Source organism: Pseudomonas sp. CFBP2511, assembly GCF_030209255.1.
In the GTDB taxonomy this organism is placed as follows: domain Bacteria; phylum Pseudomonadota; class Gammaproteobacteria; order Pseudomonadales; family Pseudomonadaceae; genus Aquipseudomonas; species Aquipseudomonas avellanae.
The window spans coordinates 165,316-187,302 of record NZ_JARVSI010000027.1; the positions used below are offsets into that span (position 1 = coordinate 165,316).

At 60.4% G+C, this 21,987-nt stretch carries 19 protein-coding genes and 1 pseudogene; 13 read left to right on the top strand and 7 right to left on the bottom strand.

Annotation, left to right across the window (positions count from 1 at the left end):
• Window positions 1-3 precede the first annotated feature (3 nt).
• The 9 genes and pseudogenes from treZ to QRN38_RS22800 all read left to right on the top strand — a co-directional run bounded on the left by treZ (window position 4) and on the right by QRN38_RS22800 (window position 12,495).
• Complete coding sequence (treZ, locus tag QRN38_RS22760; protein ID WP_057418426.1) at window positions 4-1,818, top strand: malto-oligosyltrehalose trehalohydrolase; 1,815 nt, start codon at window positions 4-6, stop codon at window positions 1,816-1,818.
• A pseudogene (gene malQ / locus QRN38_RS22765) lies at window positions 1,808-3,886 on the top strand (4-alpha-glucanotransferase). The gene treZ and the pseudogene malQ overlap by 11 nt, the downstream one beginning before the upstream one ends.
• Window positions 3,883-6,666 (top strand): malto-oligosyltrehalose synthase, encoded by a 2,784-nt coding sequence (locus QRN38_RS22770; RefSeq protein ID WP_057418425.1) that lies wholly within the window; start codon window positions 3,883-3,885, stop codon window positions 6,664-6,666. The pseudogene malQ and the gene QRN38_RS22770 overlap by 4 nt, the downstream one beginning before the upstream one ends.
• Before the next feature lie 17 nt (window positions 6,667-6,683).
• Window positions 6,684-7,097, top strand: coding sequence for a DUF2934 domain-containing protein (locus tag QRN38_RS22775; RefSeq protein ID WP_054090768.1), 414 nt, complete (start codon window positions 6,684-6,686; stop codon window positions 7,095-7,097).
• 159 nt (window positions 7,098-7,256) lie between these two features.
• Window positions 7,257-9,440 carry a glycogen debranching protein GlgX gene (glgX, locus tag QRN38_RS22780; RefSeq protein WP_007246305.1) on the top strand — a complete coding sequence of 728 codons (2,184 nt, stop codon included), beginning with the start codon at window positions 7,257-7,259 and terminating at the stop codon, window positions 9,438-9,440.
• On the top strand, window positions 9,437-10,450 hold the full coding sequence (locus QRN38_RS22785) for an acyl-CoA dehydrogenase family protein (protein WP_005766234.1): 1,014 nt from the start codon (window positions 9,437-9,439) through the stop codon (window positions 10,448-10,450). Before glgX ends, QRN38_RS22785 begins: the two co-directional genes overlap by 4 nt.
• 26 nt (window positions 10,451-10,476) lie before the next feature.
• Window positions 10,477-11,250: a PIG-L deacetylase family protein gene (locus QRN38_RS22790; protein ID WP_005766237.1), complete on the top strand. Its 774-nt coding sequence runs from the start codon at window positions 10,477-10,479 to the stop codon at window positions 11,248-11,250.
• Window positions 11,247-11,873 (top strand): SAM-dependent methyltransferase, encoded by a 627-nt coding sequence (locus QRN38_RS22795; protein ID WP_007246306.1) that lies wholly within the window; start codon window positions 11,247-11,249, stop codon window positions 11,871-11,873. The genes QRN38_RS22790 and QRN38_RS22795 overlap by 4 nt, the downstream gene beginning before the upstream one ends.
• Complete coding sequence (locus tag QRN38_RS22800; RefSeq protein WP_007246307.1) at window positions 11,842-12,495, top strand: glycosyltransferase family 2 protein; 654 nt, start codon at window positions 11,842-11,844, stop codon at window positions 12,493-12,495. The genes QRN38_RS22795 and QRN38_RS22800 overlap by 32 nt, the downstream gene beginning before the upstream one ends.
• Before the next feature lie 34 nt (window positions 12,496-12,529).
• Here QRN38_RS22800 and QRN38_RS22805 read toward each other — a convergent pair whose 3' ends face one another.
• From QRN38_RS22805 to pcaD, 4 genes are all read right to left on the bottom strand, one after another.
• Window positions 12,530-13,570, bottom strand: coding sequence for an alpha/beta hydrolase family protein (locus tag QRN38_RS22805; RefSeq protein ID WP_010200859.1), 1,041 nt, complete (start codon window positions 13,568-13,570; stop codon window positions 12,530-12,532).
• A 347-nt stretch (window positions 13,571-13,917) separates the two neighbouring features.
• Window positions 13,918-14,526, bottom strand: a complete 609-nt coding sequence (locus QRN38_RS22810) for an FMN-dependent NADH-azoreductase (RefSeq protein WP_007246309.1) — start codon at window positions 14,524-14,526, stop codon at window positions 13,918-13,920.
• Between the two features lie 74 nt (window positions 14,527-14,600).
• A complete protein-coding gene (locus tag QRN38_RS22815; protein WP_005766247.1) occupies window positions 14,601-15,560 on the bottom strand; it encodes a LysR family transcriptional regulator in 960 nt (319 codons plus the stop codon).
• 79 nt (window positions 15,561-15,639) lie between these two features.
• Entirely contained in the window at window positions 15,640-16,431 is a 792-nt protein-coding gene (pcaD, locus tag QRN38_RS22820) for a 3-oxoadipate enol-lactonase (RefSeq protein WP_057418424.1), read from the bottom strand.
• Between the two features lie 127 nt (window positions 16,432-16,558).
• Between pcaD and QRN38_RS22825 the strand changes: the two genes are divergently transcribed.
• Window positions 16,559-16,903 (top strand): MmcQ/YjbR family DNA-binding protein, encoded by a 345-nt coding sequence (locus QRN38_RS22825; RefSeq protein ID WP_007246311.1) that lies wholly within the window; start codon window positions 16,559-16,561, stop codon window positions 16,901-16,903.
• Here QRN38_RS22825 and QRN38_RS22830 read toward each other — a convergent pair.
• Window positions 16,898-17,368, bottom strand: coding sequence for a DUF1294 domain-containing protein (locus tag QRN38_RS22830; protein WP_007246312.1), 471 nt, complete (start codon window positions 17,366-17,368; stop codon window positions 16,898-16,900). The two genes, QRN38_RS22825 and QRN38_RS22830, sit on opposite strands and share 6 nt — an antisense overlap.
• Window positions 17,365-18,195, bottom strand: coding sequence for an undecaprenyl-diphosphate phosphatase (locus tag QRN38_RS22835; RefSeq protein WP_005766254.1), 831 nt, complete (start codon window positions 18,193-18,195; stop codon window positions 17,365-17,367). The genes QRN38_RS22830 and QRN38_RS22835 overlap by 4 nt, the downstream gene beginning before the upstream one ends.
• A gap of 279 nt (window positions 18,196-18,474) precedes the next feature.
• Between QRN38_RS22835 and pnuC the strand changes: the two genes are divergently transcribed.
• Together pnuC and QRN38_RS22845 are read left to right on the top strand one after the other, a co-directional pair.
• The gene (gene pnuC / locus QRN38_RS22840; RefSeq protein ID WP_057415855.1) at window positions 18,475-19,038 is read left to right on the top strand and encodes a nicotinamide riboside transporter PnuC; all 564 of its coding nucleotides are present in this window, start codon (window positions 18,475-18,477) and stop codon (window positions 19,036-19,038) included.
• Window positions 19,035-19,571, top strand: a complete 537-nt coding sequence (locus tag QRN38_RS22845) for an AAA family ATPase (RefSeq protein WP_007246313.1) — start codon at window positions 19,035-19,037, stop codon at window positions 19,569-19,571. Before pnuC ends, QRN38_RS22845 begins: the two co-directional genes overlap by 4 nt.
• 49 nt (window positions 19,572-19,620) lie before the next feature.
• On the opposite strand, the gene QRN38_RS22850 is transcribed toward QRN38_RS22845, so the two are convergent.
• A complete protein-coding gene (locus tag QRN38_RS22850; RefSeq protein ID WP_011104402.1) occupies window positions 19,621-20,925 on the bottom strand; it encodes a sigma-54-dependent transcriptional regulator in 1,305 nt (434 codons plus the stop codon).
• Window positions 20,926-21,253: 328 nt separating this feature from the next.
• On the opposite strand from QRN38_RS22850, the gene QRN38_RS22855 reads away from it, so the two are divergent.
• Entirely contained in the window at window positions 21,254-21,520 is a 267-nt protein-coding gene (locus QRN38_RS22855) for a hypothetical protein (protein WP_005766263.1), read from the top strand.
• Window positions 21,521-21,987: the final 467 nt, after the last annotated feature.

Genomic DNA, 21,987 nt, shown 5'->3' on the forward strand with positions numbered 1-21,987 from the left:
TGGATGCCCCTGCGTACAGACGATAACTGGCGCCACGGCGCCGTTTTGTTGGACCCTGAACACACCCGGTTTGCCCTCTGGGCACCGGATGCCTCCTACGTAAGTGTCGAACTGCAGGATGGCCAGTCTCTGGCCATGCTGCCCCAGCCAGAAGGCTGGTTCGTGCTTGAGGCCCGCTGCAAGGCGGGTACTCGATACCGCTTCGAAGTCGACCATACGCTCGAAGTGCCAGACCCGGCATCGCGTGCGCAGGTCGATGACGTTCATTCGCAAAGCATCGTGGTCGATCCCCAGGCCTATTCGTGGCAAAACACCGCATGGAACGGTCGTCCGTGGCATGAGGCTGTCATCTATGAGCTGCACGTCGGCGCAATGGGCGGCTATGCAGCGGTCGAGAAGCATCTTGCGCGCCTCGCCGCGCTGGGCATCACCGCCATTGAGCTGATGCCGCTGGCGCAGTTCCCCGGTGATCGCAACTGGGGCTATGACGGCGTTCTGCACTATGCCCCGCAGTCTTCATATGGCACTCCCGAGCAGCTCAAACACTTGATCGACACCGCACATGGCGTTGGCCTGATGGTGATTCTGGACGTGGTGTACAACCACTTCGGTCCGGACGGCAATTACCTAGGCAGTTACGCCAAGGAGTTTTTCCGCAGCGACCTGCACACACCCTGGGGCGACGCGATCGATTTCAGGCGCCCGCAAGTGCGGGATTTCTTCGTCGACAATGCCCTCATGTGGCTGCTCGAATACCGCATCGACGGGCTGCGCATGGACGCCGTCCACGCCATTCGCGACGAGACCTTCCTGCCCGAGTTCGCCACCCGCGTGCGCGAGCGGATCGAACCGTCCAGGCATGTGTGGCTGAACCTTGAAAACGAGTTCAATCAGGCCAGCCTGCTCGACAAGGGTTTCGACGCGCAATGGGACGATGACGGGCACAACACGCTGCACGTGCTGTTGACCGGCGAAACCGATGCCTATTACTCGGATTTCGCCAAAGAGCCGACCCACAAGCTTGCGCGCCTGCTCGGCGAAGGTTTTGTCTACCAGGGTGAACAGACGCGTCACGGGCACACCCGAGGCGAGCCCAGCGGCCACCTTGCACCCAGCGCCTTTGTGCTGTTCCTGCAGAACCACGACCAGATCGGCAACCGTGCGCTCGGCGAGCGTCTGCCACAGCTCTGTTCCCCTGATGCGCTCAGGGCCGCGACTGCGCTGTTGTTGCTCTCGCCGATGATTCCGCTGATGTTCATGGGCGATGAATGGGCCGCGAGCGAACCTTTCCTGTTTTTCACCAGCCATCACGGCGAGCTGGCCGATGCCGTGCGTGAAGGGCGTCGCAAGGAGTTCGCCGACTTCGCAGCGTTTGCCGATCCGGAAAAGCGCGAGCACATTCCTGATCCCAACGACATCAAGACCTTCGAGGCCTCCCGCCCGGCGTTCTCAGCGACAGAACTGCAGACCGAGAAAGGTCTGGAACACCGTCAATGGGTCGATTACTACGCGCAATTGCTGGCCTTGCGTCATCAGGAAATCGTCCCGCGCCTGCAGGGTGCGAGCTTCCTCAACACCGAGATCCTTGGCGACAAGGCGGTCAGTGCACGCTGGACGCTGGGCGACGGCAGCGTGCTGCGTATCGACCTGAACCTCAGCGAACAGCCTGTTGCAACCACGCCTGCACCACATGCCCGGGAGATTTTCTCCAGCGCTGCGAAATCGTCCGAACTTTCCCCTGACGCAATCCTCAATCCTTACACGGCCATTGTCAGCCTGACAGCAAGTGATGTTCTGGAGGAACAGGATGAACAATGAGCAATTGGAGAGGCTTGCGACCGAGGCAGGACTGTCGGTGCACTGGGTCGATGCCAACGCAAGGCCACAGGTCGTCAGCCCTGATGTGCTGCGCAAGGTTCTGGAAGCGCTGGGCTATCCTGCTGAAAGCGGTGAGGCCATTGATGCCAGCCTGCAAAAATTGCAGCTCGCCCGTCATGGCGCAAGCGCCCCACCCCTGCTGACGGTCGATCAGGACAGCAATCTGGACCTGTCGGAATGGTTTGCGGCGCAAACACCGTTCACGCTGCACCTTGAAGACGGCTCGTCGATTGACGCCACGCTGACCGCAAGCGGCGAATTGCCGGCACTTGCGCCCGTCGGCTATCAACAGCTGGAAATTGCCGGCCAGCACCTGACCCTCGCTGTTGCCCCGAAAACCTGCTTCAGTATGGCAATGGCTGTCGATGCGCCAGTGCCGCGCGGCTGGGGCCTGACGGCGCAGCTTTACAGCCTGCGCCGCGAAGGTGATGGCGGCTTCGGCGACACGGAGGCACTGGAAATGCTGGTGCGTTCGGCCGGTGAGCGCGGAGCCGATGCGCTGGGCATCAGCCCCATTCACGCCATGTTCGCCAACGACCCACACCGTTACAGCCCGTACTCGCCGTCCAGCCGGCTGTTCCTTAACAGCCTGTATGCCGCGCCGGGCGCAGTTCTCGGCGAGCGTGCCTGGCTCCAGGCAATCGAAGATGCAGGCGTAAGTGAAGAAATGGCACGCCTGGAAACACTGTCCTTGATCGACTGGCCAAGCGCAGCAAACGCCAAATGGAAAGCGTTTCACGCCCTTTACGACGTGTTCAGCACCGGCGCGCATCCACTGCACGAAGACTTCAACAGTTTCCGCCACAGCGGTGGTGAAGCGCTGGAAAATCATTGTCGCTTTGAAGCCCTGCGCGCCGAATCGGCCACGCTGGGTATCAGCGAAAACTGGCACGAATGGCCGGACACATTCAAGGATCCGCGCAGCCAGGCTGTCGCGCAATTTGCCGAAACACATGGCGAGCAGATCAGCTTCCATGCCTTTGCCCAATGGCTGATTGCCCGTGGCCTTGAGCGTGCGCAGGTTGCCGCGCGCAGCAGCGGCATGCGCATCGGCCTGATCGCCGACCTGGCCGTGGGTGCCGATGGTGCCGGTAGCCAGGCCTGGAGCCGTCAGGATGAGTTGCTCTCGGCCCTGACCGTCGGCGCGCCGCCCGATATCCTCAACCGCGCCGGACAAAGCTGGGGCATCTCGGCTTTTTCACCGGATGGCCTCAAGCGCAACGGGTTTCGTGCCTTCATCGAAATGCTGCGTGCCAACTTTGCCCATGCTGGCGGGTTGCGCATCGACCACGTCATGGGGCTGCAGCGTTTGTGGGTTATCCCGCAGGGTTCGCCGCCCAGCGAAGGTGCCTACCTCAATTTTCCGCTCGACGACATGCTGCGCCTGCTGAGCCTTGAATCCTGGCGGCACAAGGCAATCGTGCTGGGCGAAGACCTCGGCACCGTTCCTGAAGGCCTTAGCGAGAAACTCAGCGCACGGGCGATTCTGGGCATGCGCGTACTGTTGTTCGAACAGAACAACGGCCAGTTCAAGCCGATCCTCGATTGGTCCGATCAGGCACTGGCCACCACCAGCACGCATGACCTGCCGACGTTGGCAGGCTGGCTCAGCGAGCTGGACATCGAATGGAACGCCCGCCTGGGTCACATCGATGAATAGCACGAAGCCCAATGGCGTGATGAACGTGTGCGCGAATACCACAGCCTGCGTCGCGCCTTGAGCCAGAACATCGAAGAGATGCCCGCCGACAGCGAGGACCCGGAGCAGATTATCGACGCGAGTGTGCGTTATCTGGGCCACACGCGTGCGCCACTGGTGCTGCTGCCAATGGAGGATGCACTGGGTGTCGAGGAGCAGGCCAATCTGCCCGGCACCATCGATAGCCACCCAAACTGGCGCAGGCGCCTGCCCGGCACTGCTGCCTCCCTGCTTGATCATCCACATGCTGCTCGACGACTGGAATTGCTGTCCCAATCCCGGCTGCAAGCTGCGGAGCGTGACCGATGAACCGTCCACTACAGCCTTTGCGCGCCACCCAACGCCTGCAATTTCATAAAGACTTCACCCTTGATGACGCCGTGCCACTGGTGCCCTACTTCGCCAGCCTTGGCATCAGTCATATCTATGCGTCGCCATTGCTCAAGGCCCGCGCTGGCTCCATGCATGGCTACGATGTGGTCGACCCGACCGTCATCAACCCGGAGCTGGGCGGCGAACCTGCCCTGTTGCGCCTGGTATCGACCCTGCGCGAACACGGCATGGGCCTGATACTTGATATCGTGTCCAACCACATGGCCGTCGGCGGCGCCGATAACCCATGGTGGCTGGACCTGCTGGAGTGGGGGCGTCGCAGCCCTTACGCAGACTTCTTCGACATCCAGTGGAACTCCCCGGACCCGCTGCTGGAAGGCCAATTGTTGCTGCCGTTTTTGAGCACTGATTACGGCACCGTGCTGCAGGCCGGAGAAATCCCCTTGCGCTTCGACGCCGAGCGCGGCGCGTTTTACATCGAGCACTACCAGCATCACTTCCCGATCTGCCCGCTGACGTATGACTTGTTATTGCAGGCAGTGGAACACCCGCAACTGAAGGAAGTGGCGCAGCGCTTCACCGCGCTGGCGCAATACCCGCAGGCGTATGAACGCGCACGTCAGGCGAGGGCCGAGTTGGCTGAACTGGCCAAGGATGCGCAGGTTTCGCAGGCTATCGAGCAGATTCTTGCGCACTTCGACTCCAGCAAACCGGAGGGTTTCCAGCGTCTGCATCAGTTGCTTGAACGTCAGCATTATCGTCTGGCCAGCTGGCGTACCGCTGGCGATGACATCAACTGGCGGCGCTTTTTCGACATCAACGAGCTGGGCGGCTTGCGCGTCGAGCGGCCGCAGGTCTTCGAGGCCACTCACGGCAAAATCTTTCAGTTGATCGCGGACGGCCTGGTTGACGGGCTGCGTATCGATCACATTGACGGCCTGGCCAACCCGCGCGGCTATGGCCGCAAATTGCATCGCCGGGTCAAAAGCCTGTTGAAGCAGCGCCCTGCCGAGGCGCAAATTGAACATTTGCCGATCTTCGTCGAGAAAATCCTCGGCCCGGATGAGCCGCTGCGCGAGGACTGGAGCGTAGACGGCACGACCGGTTACGAATTCATGAATCAGGTGTCGCTACTGCAACACGATCCCAAGGGCAAAGAGCCCCTGGGCGAGCTGTGGAGCCGACTGGCAGAGCGTACCGCTGACTTTGATCAGGAAGTGCTGGTGGCCCGCGATCTGGTGCTGCACGGCACGCTGGCGGGCGATTTCGAGAACGTCGCGCAGTCATTGCTGCAAGTGGCACGCAGCGACCTGATGAGCCGCGACCTGACACTGGGGGCGATTCGCCGGGCCTTGCTGGCGCTGGTGGTGAATTTCCCGATCTACCGCACCTACATTTCGGTGTGCGGTCGCTCTGAACAAGATGATCGTTACTTCCAGCAGGCCATGGAAGGCGCTCGTACCACGCTGAACGAAGGCGACTGGCCGGTGCTCGATTATCTGGCACGCTGGCTGGGCGGCGAGTCATGGCGACAACTGCCGCGCGGGCACCTGCGCAAGCTGTACAAGAATGCCTGCGTGCGCTTCCAGCAGTTGACCTCCCCTGTCGCCGCCAAGTCGGTCGAGGACACATCTTTCTACCGCTCTGCGGTGCTGCTGTCGCGCAACGATGTGGGCTTTCATCCGCAGCATTTCAGCGCCCCGGTGGAGGACTTCCACGCGGTCTGCCTGGAGCGTCTGGAAAAATTTCCTGACAATTTGCTGACCACCGCCACCCATGACCACAAGCGCGGCGAAGACACCCGTACACGCCTTGCGGTACTGAGTGAATGTGCGCCGTGGTACGCCGAACAGGTTGAGCGCTGGCGACAGCTGGCCGTGCCGCTGAAAGGTGACGAGCCCGCTATCAGTGCGGGCGACGAGTTGATGCTCTATCAGGCACTGCTGGGCAGCTGGCCGCTAGGCCTGGAAGGCGAACAAGCCCATCAGGATTACGCCAAGCGTATGGTCCAGTGGCAGGAAAAAGCCCTGCGCGAAGCCAAGCTGCAAAGCAGCTGGAGCGCGCCTAACCAGCCTTACGAAACGGCCTGCCGCGAGTTTCTGGAACGCCTGCTGCTCGCGCCAGAAGCGCTTGCGCTGCGTCAGTCCCTGAGTGCGACGGCCAACCGTATTGCCACCGCTGGTGCGCTCAACAGTCTGGCGCAAACCTTGCTACGCTTGAGCGTGCCCGGCGTGCCCGATTTGTATCAGGGCACCGAGTTCTGGGATTTTAGTCTGGTGGATCCGGACAACCGCCGGCCGGTGGATTATGCAGCCCGGCAGAAGGCGCTGGCGCAGGACGCTAGCGCTGCCGACCTGTTGAGCAACTGGCAGGATGGCCGGATCAAACAGGCGCTGATCTCGAAGGTGCTGAACCTGCGGGCCCAGTACCCGGCGCTGTTCAGCGAGGGGAGCTACCAGCCCCTTGAGATAAAGGGCAGCCACGCCGATCAGGTGATGGCGTTTGCCCGGGAGACGCAAGGAGTGCGCGCTGTCATCGTAGTCCCACGCATAAGCAGTGAACTATTGGGTACCGCACAAACTCCATTGATTAATGCTGCCAATTGGGGCGACACGCGGATAATGCTGCCGTTTGCCGATTCCGATTCTGACTGGAAGGGGCTCTTTTCTGACGTTGTGGTAATGACTGATCGGGAAATACCGCTCAGTGCAGCGCTTGAAAGATTTTCCGTCAATTTGCTTATTCAAACTACGTAATAGCTGGGAGTCTCAAGATGAGTGCAGACGAAAAAAGAATTCGCGATTTTGCCTATCAGATCTGGGAATCGGAAGGTAAACCCTCCGGTCATGATGAGCGTCACTGGGAAATGGCGCGCAAGCTGGCAGAGGCCGAGGCACTGGCACCCAACAAGTCCACCGTGCGCAAATCCACCAAACCGAAACTGCCTGAGGTAGACAGCGCCAAGGCGCCTGCCAAAGGCGCGGCCAAGCCGGTGGCCAAGTCGGCTCCTGCGCCAAAGCCTGCGGCCGACAGCAAACCCAAGGCAGCGCCTAAAGCAGCTCCGAAGCCTGCGGCCAAGCCGGCTGCAAAACCGGCAACTGCGGCGGCGTCCAGTGCGCCGGCCAAAAAAGATGCACCTGCCAAACCTGCTGCTGCCAAGAAGCCGCGCAAGCCGTCAAATTCTTGAAACTCTTCTGGCTCGGTGCCAGTCCATTGTTACAGGTCCCGCTCTGATCCAGAGACGGGACCTGCTGCAACCCCATACTTTATCTTCGATGTTGGAGCCCCTGCGGCTTCGATAGCGGTCTTGGCCGCTCAGAAAATCATTAGACGTCAGGAAGGCACCATGAATACGAAGTCAACTCCAGCGGCAGATGAAAGCTCCGCTTCGCACGACAGTTCTGCCAGCACCCCGACGCGCATTCGTGAAGGGCTTCCCTTCCCTCTCGGTGCCAGCTGGGATGGTCTGGGTGTAAACTTCGCCCTGTTCTCGGCCAACGCCACCAAAGTCGAACTCTGCCTGTTCGATTCGACCGGTGAAGTAGAGCTGGAGCGTATCGAGCTTCCGGAATACACCGACGAGATCTACCACGGCTATCTGCCCGACGCTCACCCTGGGCTGATTTACGGCTACCGTGTTTATGGTCCTTACGATCCGAAGAACGGCCATCGCTTCAACCACAACAAACTGCTGATCGACCCGTACGCCAAGCAGTTGGTCGGTGAGCTCAAATGGTCGGAAGCGTTGTTCGGCTACACCATCGGCCATGCTGACGGCGACCTGAGCTTCGACGAGCGCGACAGCGCGCCGTTCGTGCCAAAAAGCAAGGTGATTGACGAGGCCTACACTTGGGGCCGCGATCAGCGCGTCGGTACGCCGTGGGACAAGACCATTTTCTATGAGACCCACGTGCGCGGCATCACCATGCGCCACCCTGAGGTCGCGGAAGAGTTACGCGGTACGTTTGCAGGCCTGGGATCAGCGCCCGTCGTCGATCACATCCGCAAGCTGGGCGTGACGTCTGTCGAGCTGCTGCCGATCCATGCGTTCGTCAACGATCAGCATTTGTTGCAAAAAGGCATGACCAACTACTGGGGCTATAACAGCATCGCGTTCTTCGCCCCGGACCCGCGCTACCTGGCCAGCGGCAAGATCGCCGAGTTCAAGGAAATGGTCGCGCACCTGCACCATGCAGGCCTGGAGGTCATTCTCGACGTGGTCTACAACCACACCGCCGAAGGCAACGAGCTGGGTCCGACCCTGTCGATGCGCGGTATCGACAACGCCTCGTATTACCGGCTGATGCCGGACGACAAACGCTATTACATCAACGATTCCGGTACCGGCAACACCCTCGACCTGAGCCACCCTTGCGTATTGCAGATGGTCACCGACTCGCTGCGTTACTGGGCGTCGGAAATGCACGTCGACGGCTTCCGTTTCGACCTGGCGACCATTCTCGGTCGTTACCACGATGGTTTCGATGAGCGTCACAGCTTCCTGGTTGCGTGCCGTCAGGACCCGGTCCTGCGTCAGGTCAAACTGGTCGCCGAGCCTTGGGATTGCGGCCCGGGTGGCTATCAAGTGGGCGGCTTCCCGCCGGGCTGGATGGAATGGAACGACAAGTTCCGTGACACCGTGCGGGCCTTCTGGAAAGGCGACGAAGGCCAACTGGCCGACTTCGCTGCACGCATGACTGCTTCGGGCAACATGTTCAACCAGCGCGGTCGCCGCCCTCAGGCGTCGGTGAACTTCATCACTGCGCACGATGGCTTCACGCTGCACGACCTGGTGTCGTACAACGACAAGCACAACGAGGCCAACGACGAAAACAACCAGGACGGCAGCAATAACAACGTGTCCTGGAACCACGGCGTCGAAGGTCCGACCGAAGACCCGGAAATCAACACCCTGCGTCTGCGCCAGATGCGTAACTTCTTCGCCACATTGCTGCTGGCTCAAGGCACGCCGATGATCGTTGCCGGTGATGAATTCGCGCGCACTCAGCACGGCAACAACAATGCCTATTGCCAGGACAGTGAAATTGGCTGGATCAACTGGGACCTGGACGAAGACGGCGAAGCGCTGCTCAAGTTCGTCACCCGTGTGATCAAGTTGCGTCAGAGCTACCCTATCCTGCGTCGTAGCCGCTTTTTGGTCGGCGACTACAACGAAGAAATCGGCGTCAAGGACGTAACCTGGCTTGCGCCAAGTGGCGAAGAAATGAGTGTCGAGCAGTGGCACGATGCCAACGGCCGCTGCCTGGGCATGCTGATGGATGGCCGCGCGCAGGAAACCGGCATTCGTCGTCCGGGTGCCGACGCCACGCTGCTGTTGGTGGTCAACTCGCACCATGACGGCGTCAACTTCACCTTGCCGGAAGTACCGGAAGGCACCCATTACGAGTGCCTGATCGACACTAATCAGGACGATGCACGCAGCAAGGAGCAGTTTGCGTTCGGTTCGCATTACACCGTCACCCCACGTTCGCTGCTGCTGTTTGAAGTCAAGCGTGAAGATCAGCAATGACTGATGCCTTGAGTGAGTTTCTCGACTGGCGCAAGCATGGCTATGCCGATACGCGCGCGCTGGGCGAGTGCTTGCAGGCACTGGTCAATGAAGGTCTGGACCAACTCCCCCTGCCTGCCTGCGGTCAGACTCTTGAGCGCTGGCAGGCGCTGGCCTGCGTGGCAGGCCACGACCTGGGGTTGTGCAAGTTGTACGAGGGGCACACAGATGCATTGGCGATCATGGCCGAACTGGGTGCCCCGCCCCCCGAACAATTCAGCACCTGGGGCATGTGGGCGGCAGAGCCGCCGCAGGCGCGGGTGACATTAAGTGGCAAAGGCGATTCGCTTCGCCTGAACGGCCGCAAGGCCTGGTGCTCAGGCGCGAATGCCCTGAGCCACGCATTGATCACCGTATGGGACGAAGCGCATCGCCAGCAACTGGTTGCGGTGCGCCTCGATCAACCCGGTGTGCACATCACCAAAGATGGCTGGCGTGCAGTGGGCATGGGTGCCACGGGCAGCGTCGAGGTGGTGTTCGAGAATGCCGACGGACAGCTTGTCGGCGCACCCGGCGGCTACCTGCAAAGACCCGGTTTCTGGCACGGCGGCATCGGCATCGCAGCCTGCTGGTATGGCGCGTCCCGCTCCATTGCGCAGCGCCTGCTTGCGCACATCGGCAAACGTGAAGAGCCGCACGCCCTCGCCCATCTGGGCGCGGTAGACGTGGCGTTGCACGCTGCAATTGACGTCCTGCGTGCCGCTGCCGTGCACCTGGATCAGGCACCGACGGAACCCGCTGAAATTCTGGCCCGGCGCTGCCGAGCCTATGTCGAGCAGTCCGCAGAGCTGGTCATTCAACATGTAGGCCGCGCAGTCGGCGCTGGCCCTTACTGCAAGGACCCGCATTTCGCCCGATTGATTACCGATCTGCCGGTCTTTTTACGACAAAGCCACGCCGAGCAGGATCTGGCGGCGCTGGGCCAGTTGGCTGGCAAGCAGTCGCAGGCTGTCCGGCCCTGGTCATTATGAGAGTGCATGTATGAAAGTGTACGGTCATGAGTGAAGCCTTTGTAGTGAGCGACAACGCATCGGACCAAGGCACACCGCTGGCCGCCTGGAATGCCTCGGCCAGACTGGGCGCATTGCCGGCGATCACCGCCGACCTGCTGGTGCCGCCCAACTGCCGGGCGGTGATCATCGCCCCGCACCCGGATGATGAAATACTTGGCTGCGGCGGCCTGATGAGCCAATTGGCGCAACTGCAACGCAACCTGCTGCTGATTTCGGTGACCGACGGCACCGCCAGCCATCCGGGCTCGGCGCTCTGGCCTGTCGAGCGCCTTGCAGACTGCCGTCCTCAGGAAAGCGCGCAAGCCCTGAACCGTCTCCAAATCCCCCTTGAACAGCTCGCCTGGACAAGAGGCGGCTTTGCAGATGGCACGCTTGGCGAACATGAAGACCGGCTGGTGGAGTTTCTTGCCCAGCAGTTGGGGCCCACCGATGTGGTGTTTGCCACTTGGGCAGGCGACGGCCACCCCGATCATGAAGCCGTCGGCCGCGCCAGTGCCAGAGCCTGCGCCATAACCGGCGCGCAGCTTCACGAAGTACCGATCTGGGCCTGGCACTGGGCTGACCCCGAGGACGAGCGTTTGCCCTGGGATCGTGCTCGCAAACTGTTGCTGGACCCCACGACACTCGCGCACAAACGCAGTGCTGCTCAGGCTTTTACCAGTCAGTTGCAGGGCGACCCCGCCATCGGCTTGGCGCCGGTACTGCCCGAGGCTGTTCTGGAGCGCCTGCTGCAACCCTTTGAGGTGGTGTTTACATGAGCGTCGCCGACAGCTATTTCGATGAGTTATTCCGTAACAACGACGACCCGTGGGCGTTCAAACAGCGCTGGTACGAGCGACGCAAGCGCGCCCTGACGCTCGCCGCCCTGCCCCGCGAGCGCTACAGGGCGATATTCGAGCCCGGTTGCGCCAATGGCGAACTCAGCGCCGACCTTGCCGAACGCTGCGACATGCTGGTGTGTTGTGACACATCGACCCAAGCAGTCGAACTGGCGCGCCAGCGTCTGGCAGATGTGCCCCATGCCAGAGTTGTGCAAGCCCGCTTGCCGCACCAATGGCCGGCGGGGCAGTTTGATCTGATCGTCTTCAGTGAACTGGGTTATTACCTGGACGCCGCTGACCTGCATCGCCTGATCGACTGCGCATTGGCGGCGCTGTCGCCGGATGGCCAACTGCTCGCCTGTCACTGGCGCCCGGACATCGAGGGCTGCCCGCTGAACGCGCAGGCGGTCCACGCGATCCTGGCCGAACGGCTATCCATGCACCGACTTTTCAGTCATCACGAACAGGATTTTCTGCTGGACCTGTGGAGTCGTGATGGAACCTCCGTGGCAGAACAGGAATTCTCCGATGATCGGCATATTGATCCCGGTGCACAATGAAGAGCAGCTACTCGATTTGTGTCTTGAAACGATAAAACAGGCTGCCGCGCACCCGGCCCTCAAGGGCGAGCAGGTGGAAGTGCTGGTGGTTCTCGACAGTTGCACTGATCGCTCGGCTGAGATCGCACGCGCGCACGGTGTGATGATTCTCGAAGTGACTGCACGCAATGTCGGGCAGGCACGCGCTGAAGGTGCTGCATTCCTGCTCGACAGAGGCGCACGCTGGCTCGCATGCACTGATGGCGACAGCAGCGTGGCCAGTGACTGGCTGGCCGAGCAATTGGCGCTGGATGCCGACGCGGTATGCGGAACCGTCACACCAGGAGACTGGAACAATGAGATCTCGGCCGCCGCCCAGGCGGCTTACCTTAAGCATTACCAGCAACGTGATGGTCATCGACACATTCACGGGGCCAATCTGGGCGTGAGTTCGATTGCCTACATCAGCGCGGGCGGGTTTCCGTCACTGACCTGCCACGAAGATGTCCATCTGGTACGCCAGCTGGAACTGATCGGCGCGCGAATCGCCTGGAGCTGCCGCCCAAGAGTGACGACTAGCACACGCCTGGACTCCAAGGCCAGAGGCGGATTCGGCGACTACCTGAGCTCGCTGAACGCCTGAGCGGCTGTCGCTGACGCCGACTACAGGCTGCACATCACTGATGATGGGCAGTTTGCATGCCTGAATGATCAGCATCGGAGGAATTGAGTGCTGCGCTGAAAAACCGCACGGCTTCGGCACTCAGGTTGCGGTGAATGTCTTCGCGGTCCACACCGTCCGGGTCGTTGCACAGTAACGGGGCGGCCTCGCGTTGCTCGTCACTGCACGGTGCCATGAAGACAAAGTGCCCTGCCCCCGCCAACAGCTTGTAGTCCGGTGCCTGTGGCAGCTTGCGCGCCAGCGCTTCGGCATTTCTGTCGAGCGCCAACAGTTGATCGTCATCGCCGGCGTACATCAGCACCGGCACATGGACATCACCCAGTGTGTGACGGCCAAACATCAGGCTCAACGGTGCCATCAACATCAGCGCACCGACCCGAGGGTCAGCCTGGGCGTGCAAGTCATCCCGGTCGGCAACCAGCTCGCCCTGAGTCTTGCAGGCGTCACGGTCTGTCGGGCGTTCCAGGCAGTATTGGCGCAGGCGCTGCAGGTCAGGTTGCGCGCCTGCCAGTATCAGCGCGGTCTCGCCGCCTGCGGAGTAGCCGATCACGCCCACCTGACGGGCATTGAGATAAGGCGCGAGTAGGGGGTCGAGCAAGGCGGTGCTGATGGCTTCGGAGATCTGCAATGGGCGGCCATACAAATTGCTCAAACTGCCCAGGCGACTGTGATCACGGTCGTTGTCGCCGGGGTGCACCACCGCAACCACCACAAAGCCCTGACGGGCGAGCGACGTTGCCAGGTCGTGCAGCGCCAGCGGCGTGCCGGTGTTGCCGTGGGACAGCAGCAACAACGGGAAGCGGCCCATCGCAATCGGCGCATCTTCACTGGCTTCGACGCGGTAGCCGTGAATGGTGCTCAGGTGTTCGCTGCCGGTTGAGGGGTAGAACGCAATGGCCTGCACGGGCTGTGAATCCAGCGGGTCGGGGAAACTCAGTGCGCGGTAGCCCGCGCTCCAGGCTTCATCCGCCTGAGCGTGCACCGAAATCAGGCTATCGAGCAGGCAAACCAGCATCACTGCACAAAGACGTACCATGGCAAGGCCCAACCTTTGCAATTCCGGAAACCTGGTCCGGACAGTCCGTTAAGCGCTTGTGTCGAGCATCTTGCTCCAGCGCGCCGTTCTCACCCAGATGAGAGTGTTGAAAACAGAATTAGTGCACAAGCCGGGCCACAATCACCCTGCTGTTTTTCGCAGTGTTGAACCGTTTCGCAAAAGCTGAAAAAACGCCCTGCAATGCCGTCAGTTTAATACCGTCATGGCCCGTTTACCTGTAAGGAAGCTGTCAAGGTTGCAGCCAGCGTGCCCCGTACAAAAAAACTCCACAACCCGACGTAAAACCGTGCGCCGAGTGTGGAGCTTTTTATTCAAGCGACTACCGATCAGGCGGCCAACAGCTCGCTCTCGATCTGCTGCTTCGCGGCGGCCATGGCGTTGGCGCGAGGCTCTTCGCCGTACGCCAGGCCGTGTGCGCGAACGAACTGCAGGTCGGTGATACCGATGAAGGCAAACAGTGCCTTGAGCAACTCTTCGTGGCCAGCGCCGGTTGGCAGCCCTTGGTGCAGACCACCGGAAGTGGAAACGATAATGACTTTCTTGCCGCCGCACAGGCCTTCAGGCCCGGCTTCGGAATAACGGAAAGTGCGACCCGCAACAGCAATGCGATCAATCCACGCTTTCAACTGCGACGGAATGCTGAAGTTGTACATCGGCGCACCGATCACCAGCACGTCGGCGTCGAGAAACTGCTGCAACGTGGCTTCGTTATTGTCGACTTCCTGCTGCTGCGCGGCATCACGTGCTTCTACCGGAGTGCCCGCTGCGGCAAGGCTGGCCGCAGAGAAATGCCCCAGGGCTTCGCTGGCCAGATCGCGATAGGTCACGTGGCTATCGGCGTGGGTGCTTTTATAAGCCTCGACAACATCACGGGACAGCTGACGCGAAGCGGAATGATCGCCGAGGATGCTGGAATCAAGGTGCAGAATGTTCATAACGGGCTTCCCAAGTGAGTATCGCCGGTGGGCGACCAAGTGAGGAGCATCCTATCTGTGATCGTAATGTTTGATTAGTCGCCCTGAATGCGACTGTTCGTTCTATGTAAGGAACAATAAAGCGACTCTGGATTGTGCGTCAGTTCCGTGAACGAGCTCTCGAAGGCATCCAGCAAGCCCCTGACGGCGGGCAGCAGACCCCGGCGCGAGACGAACACTGCGTGCAGAATGCCGCACTTGGGTCGATGCGCATCGAACAGCTCCACCATACGGCCCTGCTGCAAGGCTTCCCTGACCAGAATTTCCGGCAGTTGCGCCACCCCGACACCCTGTAGAGCGGCTTGCAGGATAGCGTCCAGGTCCGAGCTGACCAGCCGCGGCGCGTGCCGCACTTCGACATAATGGCCCGGTCCGTTTTCCAGCAGCCAGCGATGTTCCGGCGTGGAAGAGGTCACATCAAGACTCGGCAGCCTGGCTAACGCTTCAAATGATGCGTTAGCCGGGAGCAGCGCAGCCAGATCAGGGTGTGCAACCAGCCGTTGCGCGCTGTGGCCGAGCGTTTTGACCACCAGACCGTCGTCTTCCAGCGGCGGAAAACGTACCCGCAATGCAATATCGATGTTCTCGATCAGCGGATCGACACGCCGGTTGGTGCTTTCGATGTGCACCTGCACTTTGGGGTGCGCCGCCATGAAACCGGCAATGGCCTCGTTGATGCCCATGGCTGCCATCGCAGGCGGGCAACTGATAACCACCTTGCCCTGAGGTTCGGATTTGGAACGCTGAATGGCTTCTTCGGCAGCGTCGGCCTCCACCAGCATCGCCACGCAATGGCCGTAATAATCACGACCGCTTTCAGTCACGGCAAACTTGCGGGTCGAACGATGAATCAGGCTAACGCCCAGGCGCTCTTCCAGTCCGGCAATGCGTCGACTGAGCTTGGACTTGGGGATCCCGAGCTTGCGGCTGGCAGGCGCAAAGCCTCGGCATTCGACCACCTGGACGAAATAAAATAGATCGTTGAGATCAAACACCCGGCCACCTCGCTTTCAGAGCCGCGAGTATGCAGCGCCGTGGCAAGCGCCTCAAGACCGGGTTTTCGGGCCTTGCAGATTACTCAGCAGTCAAAAACGCCAGCACTGCCGCCGAAAAAGCCTCCCCGGCCTCGACGCTGGACAGGTGCGCGGCGTGCAGTTCGATCATCTGCGCCCCCTGAATGCGCTCGACCATGAAGCGGCCGTCGGCAGGCGTTGTGACAGCATCTTCGGTGCCGCAGACCACCAGCACCGGCAGCGTGATCGAAGCAATCTGCTCACGGAAATCGGCGTCGCGCACCGCTGCACAATTGGCGGCGTAACCTTGCGGCGAGGTGCGAGCCAGCATGCCGACAACCGTGTCGACCCGATCCGGCTCGGCGAGTGCGAACGCAGGCGTGAACCAGCGCGCTACCGAGGCGTCACGCAACGCAACCATCGCCGCATGCCCGTCACGCAGCACGGTGTCGATACGAGGGTTCCAGATATCAGGGTTGCCGATCTTTGCCGCCGTGTTGCACAGCACGACCCGCTGCAAGCGCTCGCTCGCATTGATCGCCAGCCACTGACCGATCAGGCCGCCCATGGACAGGCCGCAAAAAAACGCCTTGCCAATGCCCAGTGCATCAAGCAGCGCCAGAACATCGCGACCGTTCTGCTCGATGCTGTAAGTGCCCTCACTGACCACCGATTTACCGTGCCCGCGCGTGTCGTAGCGCAACACCTGAAAATGACCGGTAAACGCCGCAATCTGGTTGTCCCACATGTGCAGATCGGTGCCCAACGAATTGGACAACACCAGTACCGGCGCACCGGCCGGGCCTTCCAGCAGGTAATTGAGTTCACCATCGGCGAGTTGCACAGCAGGCATACGAGGCTCCAGAGAAAGGCAAACCCGCACACTAATCAGTGTGGCGGCAGCATACAATCCGCTGATCGAATATCCGTGCGGCTATCGAACAGCTTGGCGTTCGACGCCAGATCAAGGAGGCCACTCCATGTACAAAGAAGACATCGCCAGATTCTGCCTGAGCCTGCCCGGCGCGCGCGAGGACTACAAGTGGGGCGGCGTGCGGGTGTTTTCCATCGTCGAAAAGAAGATGTTCGCGCTCATGGACCTGACCGGTCAGGACCTCTCATTCAAGGTCCACCCGGAATTGTTTCTGGGCTATGTCGATCGGCCCGGCATACGTCCTGCGCCGTACCTGGCGCGGGCACACTGGGTCAGCGTGGCAGACCTGCATACGCTGAGTGACGAAGAAGTCCGCGACCTGCTGACCCGCTCGCACCAACTGGTTGTGGGCAAACTGTCGAAAGTGAAGCAGATCGGCCTGAAGTTATAGAGGCGCTGCCTGCAAAAAAGGCACTGCTTGCAAAAAGGGTAACGCCTGCCACAACCGCTTGCCCAGAAACAGCCAGTCGATCCACAGCGCCTGATGCACCAGCACGATCAGCCAGAACACGACCTGAAAAGACACCTTGCGGGTCTTGTGGCGAAACACCTGTTGCGCCAGTAATGCGCCCGGCCAGCCGCCCAGCAACTCGACCGTGTGCAAAACGTTTTCCGGCGTGCGCTGGCCGCCGTTTCCGGCCTGGCGCTTGTCGTGGCGATAAAGCATAAACGCAAACAGGCTCATGACCGTCAGGGCAATTGCCGGGACCATCATGCCCTGCCTGACCCACAGCAACGCCGATCCGTAGACCGGCAGCGCGCACAACAGCGCAAACACCACCAGCTTGAGGCGCAGTTGCTGAACGGGCGCCCTGCCCCGGCTGGCAGGCGCGCCAGTGCGGCGTGTGGTCGTCATGCCTTGGCCGACGCCCAGTCGATCCAGCCAAACTGCCAGGTCGCCAGAATCAGCAGGCCGAAGGCAATCCGATACCAGGCAAACACCGCGTAGCTGTGGGTGGCGATGAACTTGAGCAACGCGCGAACAGCGATCATCGCGAAGACGAACGAGGTGATGAAGCCGATGGCGAAGACCGCGAAGTCGTCCGGGCGAAACATGTCACGGTACTTGTAGCCCGAATACACCGCCGCACCGACCATGGTCGGCATGGCCAGGAAGAACGAGAATTCGGTCGCCGCCTTGCGTGACAGACCGAACAGCAGGCCGCCAATGATGGTCGAGCCTGAACGCGATGTTCCGGGAATCATCGCCAGACACTGCACCAGGCCGATTTTCAGCGCGTCGCGCCACGTCATGTCATCGACGGTCTCGGTGCGCACCGTGTGCACCCGACGCTCGGCCCAGAGCATGATCACACCGCCAACCACCAGCGCAGTCGCCACAGTGATGGCGTTGAACAGGTAGTGGTGAATCGTGTCGGCGAAGATCACCCCCAATACGACCGCAGGCATGAACGCGATCAGCAGGTTGAGGGTGAAACGCTGTGCCTCTTGCTGCTTGGGCAGGCCCACAACAACGTCGAGAATCTTGCGCCGAAACTCCCAGACCACGGCCAGAATCGCACCCAGTTGGATGATGATATTGAAGGCCATGGCACGCTCGCCGCCAAAATCGATCAAGTCGGCGACGATGATCTGATGCCCGGTGCTGGAGATCGGCAAAAACTCCGTCAGCCCTTCCACAATACCCAATATCAACGCCTGAGCAGCGGTCCAAAGATCCATCATTCCCCCATGAAGCGATGCCGCAGGCTCGCTGTTTGATGTTGTTGTGTAAAAAATGGTTGCCACTATGCCGCCGCACGCCTGAACGTAGCTTGAACCTGCAGCGAGCTTGAAACTGCGCGTCGAGCGAGTGCCAGGCGCGGAATGCTAGCAGACCCGCACGCAGCGCGCCTGCTGGCGTTGCACCTGACACAACTCAAGCTCCCCGCCGCACAAAGAAGCGCATACAATCGCCGCCCTGACGCTCACAACCCTCATACACCTAACCAAGGAGCCGCCATGTCCGGGCTTGAACTCTTCGCTGCCGCCATCGGCGTTATCGCAGTCTGGCTGACAGTGAAGCAGAATCCCTGGTGCTGGCCGATCGGGCTGGTGATGGTGGTGATCTACATCTGGATTTTTTTCGATGTGAAGCTGTATTCGGACATGCTGTTGCAGGTGATTTACGCCGGTTTACAGGTCTATGGCTGGCTGCAGTGGACGCGCCACGGCAACGGCTTGCCGATCAAAAGGGTCACGGTACTGCCTGGCCGTTCGGTTGTTAACGGGCTGGCGGTCGGCGCGGTCATCAGTGTCGCGTTGGGCGCAGGCATGGCGCACTTCACCGACGCCGTACAGCCCTGGCTGGACGCAGCCCTGACCGGTTTCAGCCTGGTGGCGCAGGTATGGATGGCGCAAAAGCGCGTTCAGTGCTGGCCGCTGTGGATCCTGCTCGATGTGATTTTTGTCGGTCTGTTTGTCTATAAAGAGCTGTACCTGACCGCTGCATTGTACGCGCTGTTCACCCTGCTGGCCTTACAGGGCTGGCGCGAATGGCGCAACGATCTGGTGCTGGCGCGATGAGAGTGTTGGTGCTGACCGGCCCGGAATCGAGCGGCAAGAGCTGGCTCTCGGCCGAAATACAGCGTCGGTTCGGCGGGGTTCTGGTCGGCGAATACGTGCGTCACTTCATTGATCAACAAGACCGCGATACGACCTACGTTGATATTCCGGCTATTGCTCAGGGTCAGTTGGCCTGGGAAGACGCCGCACGTACTGCGCTGCCCCGCTTGCTGATTCTTGATACGCACTTGCTGAGCAACCTGCTCTGGAGCCGCGCCCTGTTCGGCGATTGCCCGGCGTGGATCGAACAGCAGTTGCTGAGCAGAACCTACGACCTGCACCTGCTGCTGTCCCCCGAAGGCGTGGAATGGATCAGCGACGGGCAGCGCTGCCAGCCCCACCTGCGCGAGCGTCAGGCCTTTTTCGACGCCGGCCGGGAGTGGCTGGCCCGCCATCATCAGACCTTTCAAGTGATCGGCGGCGACTGGCAACAACGCCGTGAACAGGCGATGGCGGCTGTCTCGCTGTTACTGGAGCCTTCAGCGGAGCTATAAAGAGCCTCAGCGGACCTGCAAAAGGCCCTCAGCGGGGCAGCAAAAACCCTCAGCGGATCTGGTGCTTGTGTAACAGCCGATAGAACGTTGGCCGCGAGATGCCCAGTACTTTGGCCGCCACACTGAGGTTGTCACTGTGGCGCGTCAGCACATCGCACAACGCCTGCCGCTCGGCACGGGACTTGTACTCTTCCAGCGTGCCCATGCTCCCGGCAACATCCTCTTCGCCCAGCAAACCCAGGTTAGCTGCTTCTATCTGCTTGCCTTCGGCCAGCACCAACCCGCGCCGCACCCGGCTGGCCAGCTCGCGCACATTGCCCGGCCAGTCGTGCTTGCCCAGCGCAACCAGCGCGTCCTGACTGAAACTGCGCGCTCGCCTGCCGGTTTCCTGGCTGAACACATGGGCGAAATGGTTGGCCAGCAAAACCAGATCACCATGACGTTCACGCAGTGGCGCAATACCCACCTGCAGGACGCTCAGTTGGTAATACAAATCCTCGCGGAAACGCTTTTTGCGCACTGCTGTTTCAAGGTCCTCACGGGTCGCGGCCACTACCCGAACGTCAACCGCTATCGGCTCTTTGTCGCCCGGCCGTTCGATTTTGCGCTCCTCCAGAAAGCGCAGCAGGTCAGCCTGAGTGTCCAGCGGCAGATCGCCGACTTCATCGAGCAACAGCGTACCTCCGTGCGCGGCTTCGATCAGCCCGATGCTGCGCTCGTGCGCGGAGCCAGTGTCATCGCCGAACAGCTCCGCGTGGATCGAATGTTCGGCGAGCGCGGCGCAATCGACAACCACAAAGGGTTTGTCGCGGCGCTGGGACTGGGCATGCAGGCTGCGTGCAATCAACTCTTTGCCGGCACCGCGCTCGCCACGGATCAACACCGGCGAGTCAATGGGTGCCAGCTTGCTCAACAGCTTGCGCAGTTCACGGATCGGTCGGCTTTCGCCCAGCAGTTCGGGCCCGGCACTGGACGCCGGTGGCGCGGGGTCCACCTTGATCAGCGCTTTTTCGAGCGAGGCCTGGAGGCGATTTACATCGAACGGCAGGGTGTGAAAATCGAAAAACCAACGGCAGACAAAATCGCCGATTTTCTCGCGGCGCAGGTCATTGGCTGACAACACGGCGACCCAGCGCATGTTGCTGCGGGTAAAACGTTCTTCGAGTTCGCGCAGGTGTTCGAAATGATCAGCCTTGAGGTAAATCAGGCCTACGTCGTAGTCCGTGGCGGACTCAGAATCCAGCGTTTTGTCGTGTACCGTCCATCCGGCATCCTTTAAAACAGTGACCAAAGGATGACAGTCATCTGCGCCGTCAATCATTAGCAGGCGTTGCGTTGGGGCCAGTCCGTGCATGAAGTTTCCTTGGCGCCCGGCGTCGAGTTGATTTTTTAAAAACTTTTTATAAACAGCATGTTGGCGAGCCCAACTATCACCCTAGCAAATATTTGACGCGACCTTGTACCGTTTGAATCTAATATTCATAACCAGACGTCATTAACGGTCTATGCGGCGGATACCGTTCGCCTGGAAAATCATTCGTGCGTTCATCAAAAAAAATTCCGTATGTTTTTTTGTGAAGGGTGTGACTCATGCCCCCCTGTCGTTCATCAACACAAGTAACCAGCCGGACGGTTAGCCCGCCGACGTGACTGAACTGATATGGGCACCTGAGGATTTGACCATGAACGCCCCACTGCGCTTCAACGATGCACTTCTGATCGCTGGACACGCTTTTGAACCCTTCCAGTGTGTTGCCTGGGCACCACAGGACGGTAACGGCGAATTGAGCCTGACGGTGATTGACCGCACCAGCAACCGTATCGGTCGCAAGCAGATTTCGAGCAGCACGTACTCGGACAAGCGGCAGCTGGCGAGTGTTCTGGAACAGGCCCGCGCAGAAATCCGCAATGAAGGTTACGACCTTATGCCGTGGACCATGCCTGCTTGATGTGCGCTGTGTTTGTCGAGATTGCGTAGACCCTCAAGCCCCTGAAAACGGGGCGGAGCCAAAGTCGCTTCGCGCTCGGCTATACACACATCTTGAAGAGCCCAGGAAGGGGGTGGGTGAATTGCAGTATCAGGCTGGATATGCACCTTTGGGGTGAGCTTGCTCAAGAAGACGATGGCCCAGGCGCTGCATTTTCAACCATCGTGCGGCGCTCCGTCGTGATGCCGCTTCAATTATCGTGCGACGCTCTGCGTCGCACGCCGTTCTGGACGCTCTGCGTCCTATCCTGAGTATGCCGCGCAGGTCTGTGGCGCGGAGCATCACACTGCGGTTCTGTGATATCAGTGATGTTTGTTTACGACTCAAGTCACCTTTTCGCCCCTCGGCGACTGACTTTGAAGGATCAAAGTAAGCAAATGTATGGTCAGCCCACCTCCTGCAATCGCAGTTCGATGAGCGGTAAAGCA

Coding starts and splice junctions, on each gene's coding strand:
- treZ (WP_057418426.1), top strand. CDS start 4: ATGCCCCTGCGTACAGACGATAACTGGCGCCACGGCGCCGTTTTGTTG.
- QRN38_RS22770 (WP_057418425.1), top strand. CDS start 3,883: ATGAACCGTCCACTACAGCCTTTGCGCGCCACCCAACGCCTGCAATTT.
- QRN38_RS22775 (WP_054090768.1), top strand. CDS start 6,684: ATGAGTGCAGACGAAAAAAGAATTCGCGATTTTGCCTATCAGATCTGG.
- glgX (WP_007246305.1), top strand. CDS start 7,257: ATGAATACGAAGTCAACTCCAGCGGCAGATGAAAGCTCCGCTTCGCAC.
- QRN38_RS22785 (WP_005766234.1), top strand. CDS start 9,437: ATGACTGATGCCTTGAGTGAGTTTCTCGACTGGCGCAAGCATGGCTAT.
- QRN38_RS22790 (WP_005766237.1), top strand. CDS start 10,477: ATGAGTGAAGCCTTTGTAGTGAGCGACAACGCATCGGACCAAGGCACA.
- QRN38_RS22795 (WP_007246306.1), top strand. CDS start 11,247: ATGAGCGTCGCCGACAGCTATTTCGATGAGTTATTCCGTAACAACGAC.
- QRN38_RS22800 (WP_007246307.1), top strand. CDS start 11,842: ATGATCGGCATATTGATCCCGGTGCACAATGAAGAGCAGCTACTCGAT.
- QRN38_RS22805 (WP_010200859.1), bottom strand. CDS start 13,570: ATGGTACGTCTTTGTGCAGTGATGCTGGTTTGCCTGCTCGATAGCCTG.
- QRN38_RS22810 (WP_007246309.1), bottom strand. CDS start 14,526: ATGAACATTCTGCACCTTGATTCCAGCATCCTCGGCGATCATTCCGCT.
- pcaD (WP_057418424.1), bottom strand. CDS start 16,431: ATGCCTGCTGTGCAACTCGCCGATGGTGAACTCAATTACCTGCTGGAA.
- QRN38_RS22825 (WP_007246311.1), top strand. CDS start 16,559: ATGTACAAAGAAGACATCGCCAGATTCTGCCTGAGCCTGCCCGGCGCG.
- QRN38_RS22830 (WP_007246312.1), bottom strand. CDS start 17,368: ATGACGACCACACGCCGCACTGGCGCGCCTGCCAGCCGGGGCAGGGCG.
- QRN38_RS22835 (WP_005766254.1), bottom strand. CDS start 18,195: ATGGATCTTTGGACCGCTGCTCAGGCGTTGATATTGGGTATTGTGGAA.
- pnuC (WP_057415855.1), top strand. CDS start 18,475: ATGTCCGGGCTTGAACTCTTCGCTGCCGCCATCGGCGTTATCGCAGTC.
- QRN38_RS22845 (WP_007246313.1), top strand. CDS start 19,035: ATGAGAGTGTTGGTGCTGACCGGCCCGGAATCGAGCGGCAAGAGCTGG.
- QRN38_RS22850 (WP_011104402.1), bottom strand. CDS start 20,925: ATGCACGGACTGGCCCCAACGCAACGCCTGCTAATGATTGACGGCGCA.
- QRN38_RS22855 (WP_005766263.1), top strand. CDS start 21,254: ATGAACGCCCCACTGCGCTTCAACGATGCACTTCTGATCGCTGGACAC.